An 18,193-nucleotide genomic window follows, 5' to 3' on the forward strand; every position below is an offset into this window, starting at 1 on the left:
TATGACAATTCAATGGTTTCCAGGCCATATGGCAAAAGCACGTAGAGAAGTAACAGAGAAATTATCATTAATTGATGTAGTCATTGAGTTAGTGGATGCTCGTGTTCCGCTAGCTTCGAGAAATCCGATGATTGATGAGCTAACCTCACATAAACCACGTCTTATCTTATTGAATAAGGCTGATTTAGCAGATCCTGCTGTAACGACAGAGTGGGTACATTATTTTGAAAACGCGGGTTTGAAAGTATTAGTAATCAATAGTCAAAACGGAAAAGGAACGGAAAAAATCGCACAAGCATGTCGTGAGCTTGCGGCTTCGCTTATTGAAAAATTAAAAGCAAAAGGGATGAAGCCGAGAGCGATAAGGGCGATGATTTTAGGTATTCCAAATGTCGGGAAGTCTACGCTAATTAATAGACTTGCGTCGAAGAGAACGGCCAAAGTAGGAGATCGTCCAGGTGTAACGAAGCAGCAACAGTGGATTAAAGTAGGGAAAACTCTTGAATTGTTAGATACACCAGGTATTTTATGGCCTAAGTTCGAGGATCAATTAACCGGGTACTTGCTAGCAGCTACAGGTGCTATAAAAGATGAGCTCCTTGATTTTCAAGACATTGCCCTATTTGTCTTAAAAAATATGAAGGTTTATTATTCAAATCGTTTGAAGGAGCGTTATAAGCTGGATGAAATACCTGAAGATCCAATTGAATTGTTTGATGAAATCGGTCAAAAGCGTGGCTGTTTAATAAGTGGTGGTTATGTTGATTACGATAAAGCTGCAGAGATTATTTTAAGAGAGCTACGTGCTGGAACTTTAGGACAGGTTACATTAGAGCGAGTAGAAGAATAACCTCACATACACCTACATCTATTACGTTGGATGTAGGTGTCATTTTTACTGGCTAGATGGCATAGGCTTCGTATGTTAAACACTACCTTACATTTTAAAAAAAGATCGACCTTTTTATAACAACTATGCGTGACGCAATTAAGAAATGGGTTCATTAATCCGATACATATAACAAGGAGACATTAGTCATGGGATTATCTCTTAAAGAAATAGAGATGAAGTTAAAAAGCAATGAGGATATGGAAGAATGTATTTTACTATTAAAAAATGATGGTCGAAAAGGTGCTCAAAGACTATTACAAACCTTTAAAAGACGGCAAGAGAAAGAAAGACAACTTGAAAACATGCACAGACAAATGACTGTTTATGAACAAAAGCTACTCGAGAATGGATCCAATATGATTGCTGGAATCGATGAGGTCGGCAGAGGACCATTAGCGGGACCAGTAGTCGCTTGTGCAGTTATTTTACCTGCTGATTTTAAGTTATTAGGTCTAACGGATTCTAAGAAGCTTTCGAAGGCAAAAAGAGAAGCCTTTGCTGACCATATTAAAAAGGAAGCAGTTTCTTATTCGATATCAATGGTACATGCGGTAGAAATTGATCAAATGAATATCTATCAGTCTACGAAAAAAGCGATGTGTCAAGCAATTGAAAAGCTACAATATGAACCAGACCATCTACTTGTTGATGCGATGACATTACCGGTAGTAACTAATCAAACGTCTATTATTAAAGGTGACCAAAAAAGTATATCAATTGCGGCTAGTTCTGTTCTTGCTAAAGTTGCCCGTGATCGCTATATGGAGGAGTTAGAAAGTCAATATCCTGGCTATGGATTTGCTAATCATGCAGGATATGGAACGAAAGAACATCTTGAAGCATTAGAGATTTTAGGTGTCACAAAAGAGCATCGTCAATCATTTAAACCAATTATTGATCTATTAGCAACATAGAAGAGCACTGAAAAAGTTGATTCCTCGCAAATTATTCCCTTATATGAAAGGAGTGGTCGTATGATTCAAAATCAATCTACTCAACAAATACATTCACCTCAGCAGCAAGTACGAACCATTTCATTCACACCAGGTCAAATTTTTCAAGGGAAAGTACTAAAGCTATTTCCGAATCATTTAGCCTCCTTACAAATTAATGGGATGAAAATGACAGGGGTTTTAGAGGCAGCGCTAATAGCTGGTGAACGTTATTGGTTTGAGGTGAAGGAAAGCAAAGGATTACCCCGTTTGAAAGTGTTGGAGTATCGTTCTAATCAATCGCAGGGAGCTAATCAACAGCAAGCTTCATCAATCGCTGATTTACTGCGTCATTTAGGAGCTTCTCATATAAAGGAAGCTGAAACGGTCATTACAGCGTTTCAAAGACAAGGTCTTTCTTTTTCTAGAGATATGATTCAAGCAAGCTCACAGCTTTTGAATCATTCACCGTTACCATCAGATGAAACAATGAAACTCATTGGACAAATGGTGCAGCGAAATTTACCGTTAACTCCTGCGGTATTCGATGCTTATTGGTCTCATGGAAATACAGAGGATTTATCCGTGCAATTACAATCGTTGATTAAGCTTCTCAGCGAATCAAGTGATTCTCGCTCAAAGAAATGGCTTCAGCAATTACAATCAATTATGCAAGCTTCGACTGTGTCAAAATCATCACATTCCCCTATTCAACAATTATTCATCACTGCGTTGAGTGAAGGAATAAATGAAGAACAATCTGCTCGCATGATTTTACAACGTCTGGGGATTCATTTGAACCAAGAAGAGCTTATTCAAGCACTAAGATCTCAACAATCCTATCCTGCGTTTGGACTCAACCAGGCAAATGGAGGAGAGGGAAGACAAAAAAACGAATTCATCACATTTATTTCACAAATGCGTAACAGTGAAATCGCTTCGTTTATTCGGCAAATCTCTAATCACCGATCACTAGAAGCGATAGAGTCAAGATTAAATAGTCTCCATTCTGAAACACTCTCTCAAGGGGAAAGACACCTACTTATGCAATTGTATGGGGGAGAAAGAAGTCGGATGCAAATGCCTCAGTTTCAATTACTAGGCTCATTACTAGGGTTTGATTACGAACAAGTTCTAATGAAGAACCTTCAAGCAAATGAACTGACACCCCTTACAAGTGCTCAGCAAAATCTTAAGGCTATGCTACTAACGATGCAGCAACAAAATGGGATGACGGACCTTCAAACAGTAGCATCAACAATTGTGAATAAATTGACAGCTCAGCAACTTCTATCACATGAGCAATTAGGAGCATTTCATCAGTATGTTTTTTCAATTCCTTTACAGCTAGGAGCATTCCATACAAATATGACGATGCAATGGGAAGGCCAAAAGAGTGAAGATGGACAATTAAACCCTGATTATTGCCGAATCTTATTTTATTTAACGTTAGAACATTTGCAAGAGACAGTCGTTGATGTCATGATTCAAAATCGAATTGTATCGGTAACGATTCATAATGAGCATGATCAACCTCATTCATTGATCAGCCTTTTAACACCAACGTTAAGAAATGCATTACAGCAAAAAGAGTATCAGCTCCTTTCTGTTAATTGGAAAAAGTTAAATGAGGTAGAGCAAAAACAACAAACAAGTGATCAAAACTATTCAACTTATAGAGGAGTTGATGTTCGCATATGAGTGAACAAGGTTCTAAACGTAAGCATGCTGTTGCCCTTCGGTATGACCCAGCACTTGAGCCTGCTCCTAAAGTAATGGCAAAAGGAAAAGGATATGTCGCTGAGGGAATTATAGCTAGAGCAAATGAGCATTCAATTCCCTTACAGGAGGATGCTTCATTAGTTGAATTGTTATCGCAATTAGAGATACATCAAGCTATTCCAAATGAATTATATGAGGTAGTAGCGGAGGTTTTTTCATATATTTATCAAGTGGATCAGCATCGTTCAACTCAAGGTGAATGATCACCACTAAGTTGAGTATGATAAGTATTGAGGCAGATTCATTTGGAGGGAATGTATGAAAAACAGGGAAAAACAACAAGAATTTGGTCATGAGCTTCATCCTCACAGTGTACAAGAAATGGATGCGAAAGCCATAATGTTTAAGAAAAAATCAAATAAGAGCCAAAAAGAAAAACAGCACAAGGAAGATCCCCTAATAAAAGGAAAAAATGAATGATGCGAGCATCACGCATGCTCGCTTTTTTCGATCATTTGATAAAAGTCGTTAATAAAAGACAGAATTCATCGATTTTTTTAAATTCTTTTTTTTTGTAAGGGTTTTATCTCCCATAACAATCCAATCCATGATAAAATGGTAGAGGATTTCATACAAATCTTGAAGTGATGCTACGGCATACATGTAATTGATAGGAGGCTGGAGAGAGAATGAATATCCACGAGTATCAAGGAAAAGAGCTTCTACGTAAGTATGGTGTTGCTGTGCCGAATGGGAAAGTAGCATTTTCTGTTGAAGAAGCAGTAGAGGCAGCGAAGGAATTAGGATCAAGTGTTTCAGTTGTGAAGGCGCAAATCCACGCAGGTGGCCGTGGTAAGGCGGGTGGAGTTAAAGTAGCGAAGAACCTTGATGAAGTTCGTACATACGCTGACGAAATTTTAGGAAAAACGCTTGTTACTCATCAAACAGGTCCAGAAGGTAAGGAAGTAAAGCGCTTACTCGTTGAAGAAGGATGCGATATTAAAAATGAGTACTACGTAGGACTTGTTTTAGATCGTGCGACTTCACGAGTGGTAATGATGGCATCTGAAGAGGGCGGTACCGAAATTGAAGAAGTAGCTGAAGCAACTCCTGAGAAAATTTTTAAAGAAGTTGTGGATCCTGCTGTTGGCCTTCAAGGATTCCAAGCACGTCGATTAGCATTTAACATTAATATTCCAAAAGAGCTAGTTGGTCAAGCTGTTAAATTTATGATGGGTCTATACAAAGTATTTATTGAAAAGGATTGTTCCATTGCTGAAATTAACCCTCTTGTTACGACAGGTGATGGTAAAGTAATGGCTCTCGATGCGAAATTAAACTTTGATTCAAATGCATTATACCGTCAAAAGGACATTCTTGAGTACCGTGATCTTGAAGAAGAGGATGTAAAAGAAATCGAGGCTTCTAAATATGATTTAAGTTATATCTCTTTAGATGGCAACATCGGTTGCATGGTTAACGGTGCTGGATTAGCAATGGCAACGATGGATATAATTAAACACTATAATGGCGATCCTGCAAACTTCCTTGATGTAGGTGGTGGCGCGACAGCTGAAAAAGTAACAGAAGCGTTTAAAATTATCCTATCCGATGAAAACGTTAAGGGTATCTTCGTTAACATCTTTGGAGGCATTATGAAATGCGATATTATTGCAGAAGGTGTTATTGAGGCAACGAAGCAAGTAGGTTTAGATATTCCTTTAGTTGTTCGTTTGGAAGGAACGAATGTTGATCTAGGTAAGAAGATTTTAAACGAATCTGGTCTTAATATTACAGCAGCTGATTCAATGGCTGACGGCGCACAAAAAATCGTGTCATTAGTACAATAGAAAGGCGGGACGTGGAGAATGAGTATCCTCATTAATAAAGATACAAAGGTAATTGTTCAAGGTATTACAGGTGCAACTGGTTTATTCCATACACAGCAAGCGGTAGAATATGGTACAAATATCGTTGGTGGGGTGACGCCAGGTAAAGGTGGGACAGAGGTAGAAGGAATACCTGTGTTTAATACAGTTGAAGAAGCAGTAAAAGCAACAGGAGCAAACGCTACTGTCATTTATGTTCCACCGGCATTCGCAGCAGATGCGATTATGGAAGCTGCCGATGCTGAGTTAGATTTAGCGATTTGTATTACAGAAGGAATTCCTGTGATGGATATGGTTAGTGTGAAGCGTTACCTTGAAGGTAAGAAAACACGCCTAGTAGGCCCTAACTGCCCAGGAGTGATCACACCTGAAGAATGTAAGATTGGGATTATGCCAGGATACATTCATAAGAAGGGTCATGTTGGTGTTGTATCTCGTTCTGGTACGCTGACATATGAAGCCGTACATCAATTATCAACAAATGGAATTGGTCAATCGACTGCAGTAGGAATTGGTGGAGATCCAGTTAATGGAACGAACTTCATTGATGTGTTAGAACAATTTAATGAAGATCCTGATACGTATGCAGTTATTATGATTGGTGAAATCGGTGGTACAGCAGAAGAGGAAGCGGCTGAATGGGTAAAGGCAAACATGAAAAAGCCAGTAGTAGGCTTTATTGGTGGTCAAACAGCTCCTCCAGGAAAGCGTATGGGCCATGCTGGAGCAATTATTTCAGGTGGTAAAGGTACAGCATCTGAAAAGATTAAAACGCTTGAGAGCTGCGGTATAAAAGTTGCAGAAACACCATCTGTAATGGGTGAGACGCTTATCTCTGTATTAAAAGCGAATGATTTATTAGAGAAATGTACGACTCATAAAGTAGCCAAGTAAAGAGAAGAAAGAGGCCGAGACAGAGCGCATGTGTGTATCTGAGTATCTGAACGTTGTGAGAACATTGTGGATGAAGTATATTTCAGAAGCGGTTTATTTTCAACGCCATCTATTCTTTTCGGATTCTCATGAATTGAAACACTGTTGTCTCAGTCTCTTTTCTACTTAATCTAATGACACGCGTGATGGAAAGGAGTTTGTTATGGATGATTGGCGTAATCGATTCATTCATCTGCACAGCTGTCGAGGTATGACGTGGAAATTACTTTATTACCTATTAAAAAAAGATCCTGACTTAAAGACGATTTATACTTATACGATCCCTCAACTTCAAAAGGCATTTCAATTAACCGATCAACGCGCGATAGCTCTTCACCATGACCTCCATGCTTGTCCTCCTAGTGACCTCATTCATCAATATGAAAAGCAACAAATTATCCCGATTACGATTTTAGATTCTAACTATCCTCTTTCATTAAAAACCATTCACGATCCTCCTTTTGTTCTTTATGTAAAAGGTAGAATAGACTATTTGTTCCATTCAAAGTGTATAGCTGTTATTGGAACAAGACGGCCGAGTAACGAAGGTTCCAAAAAGGTTTATCATTTAGTAGACCCACTGATTAGAGAAGATTGGACGATTATTAGTGGTCTTGCTGAAGGTATCGATACATTGGCTCATAAAGCAGCGATTTTCTATAACGGAAAAACCATTTCGGTGTTAGGCTCAGGCTTTCATCATATTTATCCTAAGAAGAATGAAGCTCTATATATAGAAATGTCGAAAAATAATTGTGTCATTTCTGAATATCCTCCCCACACCTCTCCGCGTAAGTGGCATTTTCCTGCTAGGAATCGTATTATTAGTGGACTATCCCAAGGAATTATAGTTGTCGAAGCAAAAGAAAAAAGTGGCTCGTTGATTACGGCAGATCAGGCGTTAGAACAAGGTAGGGATGTTTTTGCTGTACCAGGTTCTATTTTTTCGGACACATCTAAGGGTACAAATCGACTTATCCAAGAAGGAGCAAAGTTGATCTTAAATAGTCATGATTTACTTGAAGAATTACCCCGCTTCCATGAATAATTTTGTCAAATTATCGTTCTATTTCAACGTCATAAGAAAGAAAAATTTCTCTTTTTTTAGTAATTAGTTTGACAAATGAAGAAAACCTGTTCCATAATAGGGAAGATTTTAATTATTCTTAGAGAGGGAGTCTTATATGGCCGATTATTTAGTAATCGTAGAATCTCCCGCAAAAGCAAAGACCATTGGGAAATATTTAGGGAAAAAATATATTGTCAAAGCATCAATGGGACATGTTAGAGACTTACCAAAAAGTCAAATGGGAGTTAATGTTGAACAGAATTACGAACCGAGATATATTACCATCAGAGGAAAAGGACCAGTATTAAAGGAATTAAAAACAGCTGCAAAAAAAGTAAAACGAATTTATTTGGCAGCTGACCCCGATCGAGAAGGGGAAGCAATTGCTTGGCATCTTGCTCATAGTCTGAACATGGATGAGCATTCTGAATGTCGCGTTGTCTTTAATGAAATTACAAAAAATGCGATTAAGGAAGCATTCAAGACACCACGTCAAATTAATATGGATTTAGTTGATGCTCAGCAAGCGAGAAGGATTCTTGATCGGTTGGTTGGCTATAATATTAGTCCATTATTATGGAAGAAAGTGAAGAAAGGATTAAGTGCAGGAAGAGTTCAGTCTGTTGCTGTCAAGATGATCATCGAGCGAGAGAAAGAAATCCAAAGCTTTAATCCAGAAGAGTATTGGAATATTCAAGCTCAATTTTTCCTTGGGAAGGAATCATTTGATGCTAAGTTTTATGGTTTAGACGGAAAGAAGAAAGAGCTAGGAAGCGAAGAGGATGTACAGAATATTTTATCTAAGCTTAATTCCGATAGTTATAATGTGACATCTGTGAAGCGGAAGGAAAGAAAACGCAATCCAGTCAACCCATTTACAACGTCTTCCTTACAGCAAGAAGCGGCTCGGAAGTTAAATTTTAGAGCGAAGAAAACGATGATGATTGCGCAACAGTTATATGAAGGTGTTGAAATTGGTAAAGAAGGCACAGTCGGTTTGATAACGTACATGAGAACTGATTCAACTCGTATTTCTGAAACGGCTCAACAAGAAGCGCGAACTTACATTATAACAGCCTATGGTGAAGAATATACACGTCAAGGTAAGCGTGAAGTTAAATCAGATAAGAAAGCTCAAGATGCTCACGAAGCAATACGACCTACATCAGTAGATAAAGACCCGAAAACAATCAAAAGCTACTTATCTAGAGATCAATATCGATTGTATAAGCTTATTTGGGAGCGTATGGTCGCTAGTGAGATGGCACCTGCTGTGATGGATACGATGTCAGTTGATATTGAGCAAAATGGTGTGTTATTTCGAGCTACTGGGTCAAAAATCAAATTCCCAGGCTTCATGAAAGTGTATATTGAAGGAAATGACGATGGAAAAAAAGAAGAGGATCGATTTTTGCCAAATTTAGAGGAAGGACAAACGGTTGAGAAGGATGAAATAGAACCTAGTCAACACTTTACTCAACCGCCACCTCGTTACACCGAAGCAAGGCTTGTTAAAACGATGGAAGAACTCGGAATTGGTCGTCCTTCTACATACGCACCTACACTAGATACTATACAAAGGCGTGGATACGTTGCTTTAGAAGATAAACGCTTTGTTCCAACAGAACTCGGAGAAATTGTATTGGAGTTAATAGTTGAATTTTTCCCAGAGATATTGGATGTGGAGTTTACTGCTAAAATGGAAGGTAACTTAGATTCCATTGAAGAAGGTGCCAATGAATGGGTGAACATTATTGATGACTTCTACCGTTCCTTTGAAAAACGTTTATCTGTTGCGGAAGAGGAAATGAAGGAAGTTGAAATTCGTGATGAGCCAGCCGGAGAAGATTGTGAAAAGTGCGGGCATGAAATGGTTTATAAAATGGGTCGTTATGGAAAATTCATGGCATGTTCGAATTTTCCGGATTGTCGTAACACGAAAGCGATTGTCAAAGACATTGGTGTAAAATGTCCGACCTGTAAGGAAGGTAATATCGTTGAGCGTCGAAGTAAAAAACGCCGAATTTTCTATGGATGTGACCGATACCCAGAATGCGAATTCATTTCATGGGATAAGCCAATCGCGAGGCCCTGTCCGAAATGTAGCAGTATGCTTGTTGAGAAGAAATCAAAAAAAGGTGTCCATGTAGAATGCTCGTCGTGTGATTACCGTGAAGAAACGAATTAGTTTAAATAAAGCATGAGAAAGGGGCTAAGACAAGATTGGTATTCTTGTTGCTTGGCCCCTTGAACATGTTATAATGACAGCATTAGATTGTTTAGTCATATTGGAGGAACGAAGATGTCACAACCGTACGTAAATGTTATTGGGGCAGGTCTTGCAGGAAGTGAAGCGACATGGCAGCTAGCAAAGAGAGGAATTCAGGTTCATTTGTATGAAATGCGACCTGTTAAACAAACACCAGCTCACCATACAGATAAATTTGCTGAATTAGTATGTAGTAATTCATTAAGAGGGAATGCTTTAACAAATGCAGTAGGTGTTCTTAAGGAGGAAATGAGAGCTCTTGATTCTGTCATAATACAATCTGCTGATCGTGCTTCAGTTCCTGCTGGTGGTGCTTTGGCAGTTGATCGGCACGAATTTGCTAGTTTGGTCACGTCAAATGTTAAAAACCATCCATTCGTTACCGTGTTTAACGAAGAAATAACGGAGCTTCCAGAAGGTCCAACGATTGTTGCAACTGGCCCGCTAACTTCAGAATCATTATCAAAGCAACTTCGCAACTTAACTGGCGAAGAGTATTTATATTTTTATGATGCAGCGGCTCCTATAATCGAAACAGAATCGATTAATATGGATAAGGTATATTTAAAATCAAGGTATGATAAAGGCGAAGCAGCTTACTTAAATTGTCCAATGACTGAGGAAGAATTTGATCGCTTTTATGAAGCATTAATTACCGCCGAAACGGTTCCGCTTAAGGAATTTGAAAAAGAAATATTCTTTGAAGGCTGTATGCCAATTGAAGTGATGGCAAAGCGTGGTCGGAAAACGATGCTATTTGGACCGATGAAACCAGTAGGACTAGAGGATCCAAAAACGGGGAAACGACCATTTGCAGTTGTTCAGCTAAGGCAAGATAACACATCTGGAACGTTATATAACATTGTTGGATTTCAAACACATTTAAAGTGGGGGCCACAAAAAGAAGTGATTCGCCTTATCCCTGGGTTAGAGGAAGCAGAAATTGTTCGTTACGGAGTGATGCATCGAAATACGTTTATTAACTCGCCAAATTTATTAAAGCCAACATATCAGTATAAGCATAAAGAAGAACTGTTTTTTGCTGGACAAATTACAGGTGTTGAAGGATATGTGGAATCTGCTGCAGCTGGGCTTATTGCAGGCATTAATGCAGCTAAGTTAGTAAAAGGGGAAGAGTTAGTTACCTTCCCTGAATGGACAGTGATTGGAAGTATGGCACAATATATTACAACGGCTAGTCCGAAGAATTTCCAACCGATTAATGCTAATTTCGGCTTGTTACCTCCACTGGAAACGAGAATTAAAAATAAGAAAGAAAGATATGAACAATTAGCTGAAAGAGCATTAGATACAATTCAGAATTTTGTGAAAAAAGTGTAAATAAGATTGTCAGGGCTACTAAATCATGATAAAATTTAGTAGCTTTTTACTTGAAGTGGTGATTTTAACCAATGAGCAATATCGACTAGATTAAAATGATTTTCGATATTTGTTGTTAAATGGAAATGCAGTTAATGATGAAGGTGAAGGAGTGTCCTATGCTGCAAAAGTCGAATTGGATACAATTATTTATTCAGTACCTTCAAATGGAAAAAAATTGTTCAATCCATACGGTGCGAAATTATGAAGGTGATTTACTCCATTTTGCTCATTTTATTGAGCAGTTAGGTGTAGTCTGCTATACAGATGTTCTTTCGGATCATGTAAAAAAGTATTTAACAGAGCTGTTTGAAAAAAAATATGCAAGAAAAACGGTATCAAGAAAAATTTCAACCTTAAGAAGCTTTTACTCGTTTCATCAACGAGAGGAAAGGGTAAAGGATAATGTTTTTACGTTTATCCATTTACCTAAATCCGAACATAAATTACCAAATTTCTTGTACGAGGAAGAAATGAACCATTTATTTGAAGGGCTTTCAGGTCATCGGCCAATTGACCAACGTGACCGAGCACTTTTAGAATTATTATATGCGACGGGAATGCGTGTAAGTGAGTGTAGTCAGTTGCTCATAGAACATGTTGACTTTTCAATTGGAACGGTTTACCTCATGGGGAAAGGTCAAAAAGAACGCTATGTCCCTATAGGCTCTTACGCTTTAGACTCTATCTATACATATATTCACAATGGTAGGGTGCAATTAGCGGAAAAGGCGAAAGATTCGAATCAGTCTCTTTTTTTGAACTACCGTGGTGGGCGATTATCTGAACGAAGTATTCGAACGATTATACAAAAGAGAATGGATCAAACTGCATTACAGAAAAAGTTACGCCCCCATGATATCCGCCATTCCTTTGCTACACACCTATTAAATAATGGAGCTGATTTAAGGGTAGTACAGGAATTATTAGGTCATGAGCATTTATCGACAACCCAAATTTATACCCATGTAACGAAGGAACGGTTACGCGACGTGTATAAACAGCATCATCCAAGGGCATAAACGAATAAAGAAGGAGGAGAAGAAATGAGCGACTTTCATGCTACAACGATTTTTGCTATTCATCATAATGGAAAATGTGCAATGGCTGGTGACGGACAAGTAACGTTTGGAAATGCTGTTGTGATGAAACATACAGCAAAAAAAGTCAGAAAATTATTTCAAGGGAAGGTTATTGCCGGTTTTGCCGGTTCAGTTGCTGACGCTTTCACACTATTTGAAAAATTTGAAGGGAAGCTTGAAGAATATCATGGAAATCTTCAAAGAGCAGCTGTTGAGTTAGCGAAAGAATGGCGAAATGATAAGGTGCTTCGTAGACTTGAAGCTATGCTAATCGTTATGAATAAAGAAAGCCTATTGCTCGTTTCAGGGACAGGTGAGGTCATTGAGCCTGATGATGGGATCATTGCGATCGGTTCTGGTGGAAATTATGCTTTATCCGCTGGACGTGCATTAAAAAATCATGCTCCCGAACTAACTGCCTCTGATATCGCAAGGGCATCATTGGAGACTGCTGGAGAAATTTGTGTGTATACAAACTTACATATTACGGTAGAAGAATTACATTAAAACGATAGGAGTGAACAAATTGGAAGCTAATTTAACTCCACGACAAATTGTAGATCGGTTAAATGAATTTATTGTTGGTCAAGAACAAGCGAAGAAATCGGTTGCTATCGCTTTAAGAAACCGTTATCGCCGTAGTTTACTTGATGAGAAATTAAAAGACGAAGTTACACCTAAAAATATATTAATGATTGGCCCGACAGGTGTTGGTAAAACCGAAATTGCAAGAAGACTTGCAAAGTTAGTAGGTGCTCCATTTGTGAAAGTGGAAGCAACGAAATTCACAGAGGTAGGTTATGTAGGCCGTGACGTTGAATCCATGGTACGAGACTTGGTCGAGACGAGTGTTCGAATTGTAAAGAAGGAAAAGGTTGAAAAGGTCCGTTCACAAGCAGAAAAAATGGCCAATGATCGAATTGTCGAATTACTCGTACCAACAGGGAAAAAATCATCTTCTTATAAAAACCCTTTTGAAATGATTTTCGGACAGCAGAATGAAGAAAATGAAAGTGAGCCTCAAGAAGTAGATTCACTAAATGAGACAAAACGCAAAATGGCTCACAAGCTTGCATTAGGTGAATTAGAAGATCATATGGTTACAATTGAAGTCGATGAACAATCACAGAATTTTATGGATATGTTTCAAGGGGCTGGTATGGAGCAGATGGGAATGAATATGCAGGAGATGCTTGGAGGAATGCTACCTAAAAAGCGTAAGAAGCGTCGTCTTCCCATTTCGGATGCTCGGAAAGTTCTTGTTGACGAAGAAGCCCAAAAGCTAATTGATCCCGATGAGGTAAATCAAGAAGCGATTACAAAAGCTGAGCAGTTAGGGATTATTTTTATTGATGAAATTGATAAAGTTGCAAGTAAGGGGCAGCAGTCAGCTGATGTTTCGCGAGAAGGGGTTCAACGAGACATTTTACCGATCGTAGAGGGCTCAACGATTATGACAAAATATGGAGCGATTAAAACGGATCATATTCTTTTTATTGGTGCAGGTGCTTTTCATATTGCAAAGCCATCTGACTTAATACCTGAACTTCAAGGTAGATTCCCTATTCGTGTCGAATTGTCTAATTTAACAGTCGATGATTTTGTCCGCATCTTAATCGAGCCTAATAACGCCTTATTAAAACAATATAGTGCACTTCTAGAAACGGAAGGTATAAGAGTAGTCTTTTCAGACGATGCTGTTCATAAGATTGCGACAATTGCGACGGAAGTCAATCAGGATACTGAAAATATTGGTGCCAGAAGGCTACATACATTACTTGAGCGTTTGTTAGAGGATCTTTCCTTTGAGGCGCCAGATATCAATTTAGAGGAAATTGCTATTACTCCAGAGTACGTGGAAGAGAAACTTGCAACTATTGCAAAGAATCGTGATTTAAGTCGATTTATTTTATAACTAAGAAAGTATTTAAATGGATAGAGACTGAATATGAAAAGAAAGCATATTGGTCACGTAGATAAGAGGAGGCAATAAAATGAATCTATTATCAAGAACACGAAAAATTAATGAGATGCTACAAAAGACAGTTGGTCAGCATGTTAACTTTAATGACATGGCCGAGACGTTATGTGAAACGATCGCTGCTAACATATTTGTCGTTAGTCGAAGAGGAAAACTGCTAGGGTATGCGATAAAACAAGAAATTGAAAATGAACGAATGAAGAAAATGTTAGAAGAAAGGCGTTTTCCTGAAGAGTATACAGAAGGTTTATTTAAAATTGATCATACGTCTGCTAATATCGGAATTGACAGCGAATTTACAGCTTTTCCGGTTGAAAATAAAGATTTGTTTAAAAATGGACTAACGACAATTGTACCCATACAAGGAGGAGGTCAACGACTAGGTACATTAATCCTCTCAAGGTTAAATGACACGTTTAATGATGATGATTTAGTATTAGCGGAATATGGTGCAACCGTAGTTGGGATGGAAATCCTTCACGAGAAAACACAGGAAATTGAAGAAGAAGCTCGTAGCAAAGCAGTTGTTCAAATGGCCATTAGTTCCTTATCCTATAGTGAGCTTGAAGCTGTTGACCATATCTTTCACGAGTTAGATGGGCGAGAAGGCTTGCTTGTCGCAAGTAAGATTGCTGATCGTGTAGGAATTACGAGATCAGTTATTGTTAACGCATTAAGAAAGCTCGAAAGTGCTGGAGTGATTGAATCGCGTTCTTTAGGAATGAAAGGAACGTACATTAAAGTATTAAATGATAAATTTCTCATTGAATTAGAGAGAGTAAATAGTAAGTAAATAGAAAACCAACAGGTTGTAATAAATCTGTTGGTTTTTTATTATGCTGAGAATATTTGTATTAAATATACAAAAAACAGGGGAAAAAGTAAGTTTAAAATAACAAAAAAATGATAGGTAATTATTTCTATTTCACCATCGAGCTTAGAATAGAGTTTAAATGTAAATCAACTTATGATCCATTCTAACGTTCTACAATGGGTCCTTCGAATGGAAAATCGACATATTTTTAAAAAATTGTCGATTAAAATACGTAAATCATGTACAATTAAGACCAATGAACTATATATATATGATTCTTTCGTAGTAAAAAAGCTTTTTGTGAAATATGGGTTAGACTTTTCGTTCTATATTTATTACAATTTTCATAGAACGTGTAGAAAAATGTATAAAAACGAACGCATAATTTGACAAAAGGGGTGTGCCTGCATGAATCTCTTCGGAAGTTCTTCCTTTAGAGCGCTCGAAACAGGGTTAAATGGTGCGCAAGTTCGACAAAATGCTATCTCTCAAAATATTGCTAATGTCGACACGGCCAATTATAAAGCGAAGCAAGTGGAATTTAAGCATTTGTTAAATGAAGCTGTAAATCAAACTGGATTGAGAGCAAACAGAACACATGAACAACATTATGAATTTAAATCGGCGCGAAACACCGGTCCAATCGTGACGGAAAATAGACAAACCGAATTTAATCATAATGGCAATAATGTAGATGTCGACCGTGAAATGTCTGAATTAGCTAAAAATCAAATCTATTACAATGCTTTAATTGATCGATTGAATGGAAGTTTCCAAAGCCTTGAGTCTGTCATTAGAGGAGGCCGTTAACAATGACCATATTTCATGGGTTTAATACTAGTGCATCAGCTCTAACGGCGAAGCGATTACGTATGGATGTCGTTTCAGCTAATATAGCTAATGCCGATTCGACAAGAGCAAATATGGTAGATGGTCAATGGGAACCTTATCGTCGGAAAATGGTTGTTACATCACCAAATGAACCTTCATCTTTTTCTAATCAATTGAAAAGAGCGATGGGAAAGACAGAGTCGACTGTTGGTCATGGAGTAAAAGTAGACCGAATCATTGATGATCAGACACCTTTTAAGCAAGTGTATAATCCAGATCACCCAGATGCGAATGAGGAAGGATATGTACAAATGCCTAATGTCGATCCACTACGTGAAATGGTTGATTTAATGTCGACAACAAGATCGTATGAAGCAAATGTAACGGCATTAAACGGAACAAAGAACATGCTTTTAAAAGCGCTTGAGATAGGTCGATAAGGAGTGAGTAACAATGGATGTGAGATTAACACCATTTGAAACAAGAGAGCTTTCAGGTATTAATCGTAATACATATACACCTGGTGAAGCGCAGGAGTCATTTAAAAAAGCGTTAAATGAAGCGATCTCGGATGTCAATCAACTTCAAAAGGAATCACAGCATAAAACAGAGCTATTAGCAAAAGGTGAGATTAACGATTTACATGATGTAATGATTACTGGTCAAAAGGCTAGTGTTTCATTGCAAGCGACGATAGAAGTAAGAAATAAGGTAATTGAAGCATATCAAGAGATTATGAGAATGCAAGTGTAATACTTGTGCCCAATAGTGGGGCGTTGTTACTTGTTTTGATTCAGGAGGACACATGAACGAGAAACTAATGAATTATAAAGAGAAAATAAATGAATTGTGGAAAGAACGTTCAAAAAAGCAACAAGTTGTCATTATATCTGCGATTGTTTCAATTATCTTAGCGTTAGCATTAGTCGCGTTTTTTTCGACTAGGACAAACTATGAACCATTGTATAGCAATTTAACTTTAGCAGAAACGGGTCAAATAAAAGAAACACTTGATGCTAGAGGAATTCCTTCTACAGTGTCAGATAGTGGTACTTCGATTTTAGTTCCAAAGGATCTCGTTGATACATTAAAAGTAGAGTTGGCTGCAGAAGGCTTACCGAGCAGTGGAACAATTGATTACTCTTTTATCCAAGACCAAATGGGTTTTGGGATGACAGATAATGAATTTAACGTCATGGAACGTGCATCCATGCAAACTGAGCTATCAAGGCTTATTCGAAATATGAACGGTGTGAACAATGCTAATGTCATGATTACACTCCCAGAAGAAAGTGTTTGGTTAAATGCTGCTCAGGATTCATCAACAGCTGCGGTTGTATTAGACTTAGCTCCAGGGCATCAACTTGATTCTAGTCAAGTAAGAGCATTATACCACCTTGTATCGAGAAGTGTACCAAACTTGCCTATAGATAATATCGTCATTTCTGATCAAATGTTTAATGATTACTATTATGAGGATCAAGATAATGAAACACAAACAACTTTAACTGCCTTTGAACAACAGCGAACTATACAAAATGAAATTGAACGTGATTTAACACGTAATTTGCATCAAATGTTAGGAACTATGGTTGGACAAGATAGTGTCGTTGTTTCTGTTACAACAGATATTGATTTTACTCAAGAGAATCGTACAGAGGAATTAGTTGAGCCTGTAGATATTGACAATATCGAAGGGATTGCTGTCAGTATTGAACGAATTGAAGAGGCCTATAGTGGTGAAGGGTTTGAAGAAGGTGGAATTGAAGGCACCGGTGATGGCATTCCTAACTACCCTGGTGCATTAGGACAAGGTCCAGTCGATTGGGAACGAACTGAGGAACGAATTAACAATGAAGTTAACCGTATTAATCGTGATATTGTAGAAAGTCCTTATAAAATTCGTGATCTTGGTATTCAAGTGATGGTTGAACCACCAGAAGGATTAGAAACATTACCACAAGATCAGCTTAACGATATCCAACAAATATTAGGAACGATCGTTCGCACGAGCATTTCAAGTGTTTACGCAGATGAATTAACAGAGGATGAAATCGAAGGGAAAATAGTCGTAAGCTCTCACCCTTTCGATGGAAGAGTGGTAATGGATCAAGAACCAATGATGACAATTCCAACATGGGTCTACGTTGTTGGTGGAGTGTTAGTTGCTTTAATATTAATTTTACTGTTTATTTTAATGAGAAATAGAAGAAGAAAGCTTGAAGATGAGTCAGTGGACGGATCATTAGCCGCGAATGCACCATTTGATTTACCTGAATTACCTGATGAAGATACATCTGAAGGAGCAGCAAAAAGAAGACAACTAGAAAAGCTGGCTAAAGAAAAACCTGAAGACTTTTCTAAATTACTACGAACTTGGTTATCAGAAGATTAGGAGG

The 18,193-nt window shown here is 38.0% G+C and carries 18 protein-coding genes; all 18 read left to right on the forward strand.

Annotation, left to right across the window (positions count from 1 at the left end; translation table 11 throughout):
• Position 1 precedes the first annotated feature (1 nt).
• The 18 genes from ylqF to fliF all read left to right on the forward strand — a co-directional run bounded on the left by ylqF (position 2) and on the right by fliF (position 18,189).
• Positions 2 to 850: a ribosome biogenesis GTPase YlqF gene (gene ylqF, locus MW695_RS05020; RefSeq protein ID WP_247103942.1), complete on the forward strand. Its 849-nt coding sequence runs from the start codon at positions 2 to 4 to the stop codon at positions 848 to 850.
• A 188-nt stretch (positions 851 to 1,038) separates the two neighbouring features.
• Entirely contained in the window at positions 1,039 to 1,806 is a 768-nt protein-coding gene (locus tag MW695_RS05025; RefSeq protein WP_247103944.1) for a ribonuclease HII, read from the forward strand.
• A 60-nt stretch (positions 1,807 to 1,866) separates the two neighbouring features.
• Positions 1,867 to 3,525 carry a hypothetical protein gene (locus MW695_RS05030; RefSeq protein ID WP_247103945.1) on the forward strand — a complete coding sequence of 553 codons (1,659 nt, stop codon included), beginning with the start codon at positions 1,867 to 1,869 and terminating at the stop codon, positions 3,523 to 3,525.
• Positions 3,522 to 3,809: an EscU/YscU/HrcU family type III secretion system export apparatus switch protein gene (locus MW695_RS05035; protein WP_247103946.1), complete on the forward strand. Its 288-nt coding sequence runs from the start codon at positions 3,522 to 3,524 to the stop codon at positions 3,807 to 3,809. Before MW695_RS05030 ends, MW695_RS05035 begins: the two co-directional genes overlap by 4 nt.
• Before the next feature lie 55 nt (positions 3,810 to 3,864).
• Positions 3,865 to 4,026 carry a hypothetical protein gene (locus MW695_RS05040; RefSeq protein WP_247103947.1) on the forward strand — a complete coding sequence of 54 codons (162 nt, stop codon included), beginning with the start codon at positions 3,865 to 3,867 and terminating at the stop codon, positions 4,024 to 4,026.
• 209 nt (positions 4,027 to 4,235) lie between these two features.
• Positions 4,236 to 5,396: an ADP-forming succinate--CoA ligase subunit beta gene (gene sucC, locus MW695_RS05045; protein WP_247103948.1), complete on the forward strand. Its 1,161-nt coding sequence runs from the start codon at positions 4,236 to 4,238 to the stop codon at positions 5,394 to 5,396.
• A gap of 18 nt (positions 5,397 to 5,414) precedes the next feature.
• Entirely contained in the window at positions 5,415 to 6,329 is a 915-nt protein-coding gene (gene sucD, locus MW695_RS05050; protein ID WP_247103949.1) for a succinate--CoA ligase subunit alpha, read from the forward strand.
• Positions 6,330 to 6,531: 202 nt separating this feature from the next.
• On the forward strand, positions 6,532 to 7,416 hold the full coding sequence (dprA, locus tag MW695_RS05055; protein WP_247103951.1) for a DNA-processing protein DprA: 885 nt from the start codon (positions 6,532 to 6,534) through the stop codon (positions 7,414 to 7,416).
• Positions 7,417 to 7,552: 136 nt separating this feature from the next.
• On the forward strand, positions 7,553 to 9,625 hold the full coding sequence (topA, locus tag MW695_RS05060; protein ID WP_247103952.1) for a type I DNA topoisomerase: 2,073 nt from the start codon (positions 7,553 to 7,555) through the stop codon (positions 9,623 to 9,625).
• 114 nt (positions 9,626 to 9,739) lie between these two features.
• Positions 9,740 to 11,047, forward strand: a complete 1,308-nt coding sequence (gene trmFO, locus MW695_RS05065) for an FADH(2)-oxidizing methylenetetrahydrofolate--tRNA-(uracil(54)-C(5))-methyltransferase TrmFO (protein ID WP_247103953.1) — start codon at positions 9,740 to 9,742, stop codon at positions 11,045 to 11,047.
• Positions 11,048 to 11,208: 161 nt separating this feature from the next.
• Positions 11,209 to 12,108 (forward strand): tyrosine recombinase XerC, encoded by a 900-nt coding sequence (xerC, locus tag MW695_RS05070; RefSeq protein ID WP_483299845.1) that lies wholly within the window; start codon positions 11,209 to 11,211, stop codon positions 12,106 to 12,108.
• Between the two features lie 24 nt (positions 12,109 to 12,132).
• Positions 12,133 to 12,675: an ATP-dependent protease subunit HslV gene (gene hslV / locus MW695_RS05075; RefSeq protein WP_247103955.1), complete on the forward strand. Its 543-nt coding sequence runs from the start codon at positions 12,133 to 12,135 to the stop codon at positions 12,673 to 12,675.
• Positions 12,676 to 12,694: 19 nt separating this feature from the next.
• On the forward strand, positions 12,695 to 14,083 hold the full coding sequence (gene hslU / locus MW695_RS05080) for an ATP-dependent protease ATPase subunit HslU (RefSeq protein WP_247103956.1): 1,389 nt from the start codon (positions 12,695 to 12,697) through the stop codon (positions 14,081 to 14,083).
• A 79-nt stretch (positions 14,084 to 14,162) separates the two neighbouring features.
• Entirely contained in the window at positions 14,163 to 14,942 is a 780-nt protein-coding gene (gene codY / locus MW695_RS05085; RefSeq protein WP_247103958.1) for a GTP-sensing pleiotropic transcriptional regulator CodY, read from the forward strand.
• 429 nt (positions 14,943 to 15,371) lie between these two features.
• Positions 15,372 to 15,773 (forward strand): flagellar basal body rod protein FlgB, encoded by a 402-nt coding sequence (gene flgB / locus MW695_RS05090; protein WP_247103960.1) that lies wholly within the window; start codon positions 15,372 to 15,374, stop codon positions 15,771 to 15,773.
• A 2-nt stretch (positions 15,774 to 15,775) separates the two neighbouring features.
• Complete coding sequence (flgC, locus tag MW695_RS05095) at positions 15,776 to 16,234, forward strand: flagellar basal body rod protein FlgC (RefSeq protein ID WP_247103961.1); 459 nt, start codon at positions 15,776 to 15,778, stop codon at positions 16,232 to 16,234.
• Positions 16,235 to 16,247: 13 nt separating this feature from the next.
• Positions 16,248 to 16,547: a flagellar hook-basal body complex protein FliE gene (fliE, locus tag MW695_RS05100; protein WP_247103962.1), complete on the forward strand. Its 300-nt coding sequence runs from the start codon at positions 16,248 to 16,250 to the stop codon at positions 16,545 to 16,547.
• A 52-nt stretch (positions 16,548 to 16,599) separates the two neighbouring features.
• Positions 16,600 to 18,189 carry a flagellar basal-body MS-ring/collar protein FliF gene (gene fliF / locus MW695_RS05105; protein ID WP_247103963.1) on the forward strand — a complete coding sequence of 530 codons (1,590 nt, stop codon included), beginning with the start codon at positions 16,600 to 16,602 and terminating at the stop codon, positions 18,187 to 18,189.
• Positions 18,190 to 18,193 lie beyond the last annotated feature (4 nt).

Origin of the sequence: Halalkalibacter sp. APA_J-10(15) (genome assembly GCF_023017105.1) — a bacterium.
GTDB lineage: Bacteria > Bacillota > Bacilli > Bacillales > Bacillaceae_D > Halalkalibacter.

What these genes read in the sequence shown, in the direction of transcription:
- topA (WP_247103952.1), top strand. Translation starts at nt 7,553, where the DNA reads ATGGCCGATTATTTAGTAATCGTAGAATCTCCCGCAAAAGCAAAGACC.
- fliE (WP_247103962.1), top strand. Translation starts at nt 16,248, where the DNA reads ATGGATGTGAGATTAACACCATTTGAAACAAGAGAGCTTTCAGGTATT.
- hslV (WP_247103955.1), top strand. Translation starts at nt 12,133, where the DNA reads ATGAGCGACTTTCATGCTACAACGATTTTTGCTATTCATCATAATGGA.
- dprA (WP_247103951.1), top strand. Translation starts at nt 6,532, where the DNA reads ATGGATGATTGGCGTAATCGATTCATTCATCTGCACAGCTGTCGAGGT.
- flgB (WP_247103960.1), top strand. Translation starts at nt 15,372, where the DNA reads ATGAATCTCTTCGGAAGTTCTTCCTTTAGAGCGCTCGAAACAGGGTTA.
- ylqF (WP_247103942.1), top strand. Translation starts at nt 2, where the DNA reads ATGACAATTCAATGGTTTCCAGGCCATATGGCAAAAGCACGTAGAGAA.
- trmFO (WP_247103953.1), top strand. Translation starts at nt 9,740, where the DNA reads ATGTCACAACCGTACGTAAATGTTATTGGGGCAGGTCTTGCAGGAAGT.
- MW695_RS05040 (WP_247103947.1), top strand. Translation starts at nt 3,865, where the DNA reads ATGAAAAACAGGGAAAAACAACAAGAATTTGGTCATGAGCTTCATCCT.
- MW695_RS05030 (WP_247103945.1), top strand. Translation starts at nt 1,867, where the DNA reads ATGATTCAAAATCAATCTACTCAACAAATACATTCACCTCAGCAGCAA.
- sucD (WP_247103949.1), top strand. Translation starts at nt 5,415, where the DNA reads ATGAGTATCCTCATTAATAAAGATACAAAGGTAATTGTTCAAGGTATT.
- fliF (WP_247103963.1), top strand. Translation starts at nt 16,600, where the DNA reads ATGAACGAGAAACTAATGAATTATAAAGAGAAAATAAATGAATTGTGG.
- MW695_RS05025 (WP_247103944.1), top strand. Translation starts at nt 1,039, where the DNA reads ATGGGATTATCTCTTAAAGAAATAGAGATGAAGTTAAAAAGCAATGAG.
- codY (WP_247103958.1), top strand. Translation starts at nt 14,163, where the DNA reads ATGAATCTATTATCAAGAACACGAAAAATTAATGAGATGCTACAAAAG.
- sucC (WP_247103948.1), top strand. Translation starts at nt 4,236, where the DNA reads ATGAATATCCACGAGTATCAAGGAAAAGAGCTTCTACGTAAGTATGGT.
- flgC (WP_247103961.1), top strand. Translation starts at nt 15,776, where the DNA reads ATGACCATATTTCATGGGTTTAATACTAGTGCATCAGCTCTAACGGCG.
- MW695_RS05035 (WP_247103946.1), top strand. Translation starts at nt 3,522, where the DNA reads ATGAGTGAACAAGGTTCTAAACGTAAGCATGCTGTTGCCCTTCGGTAT.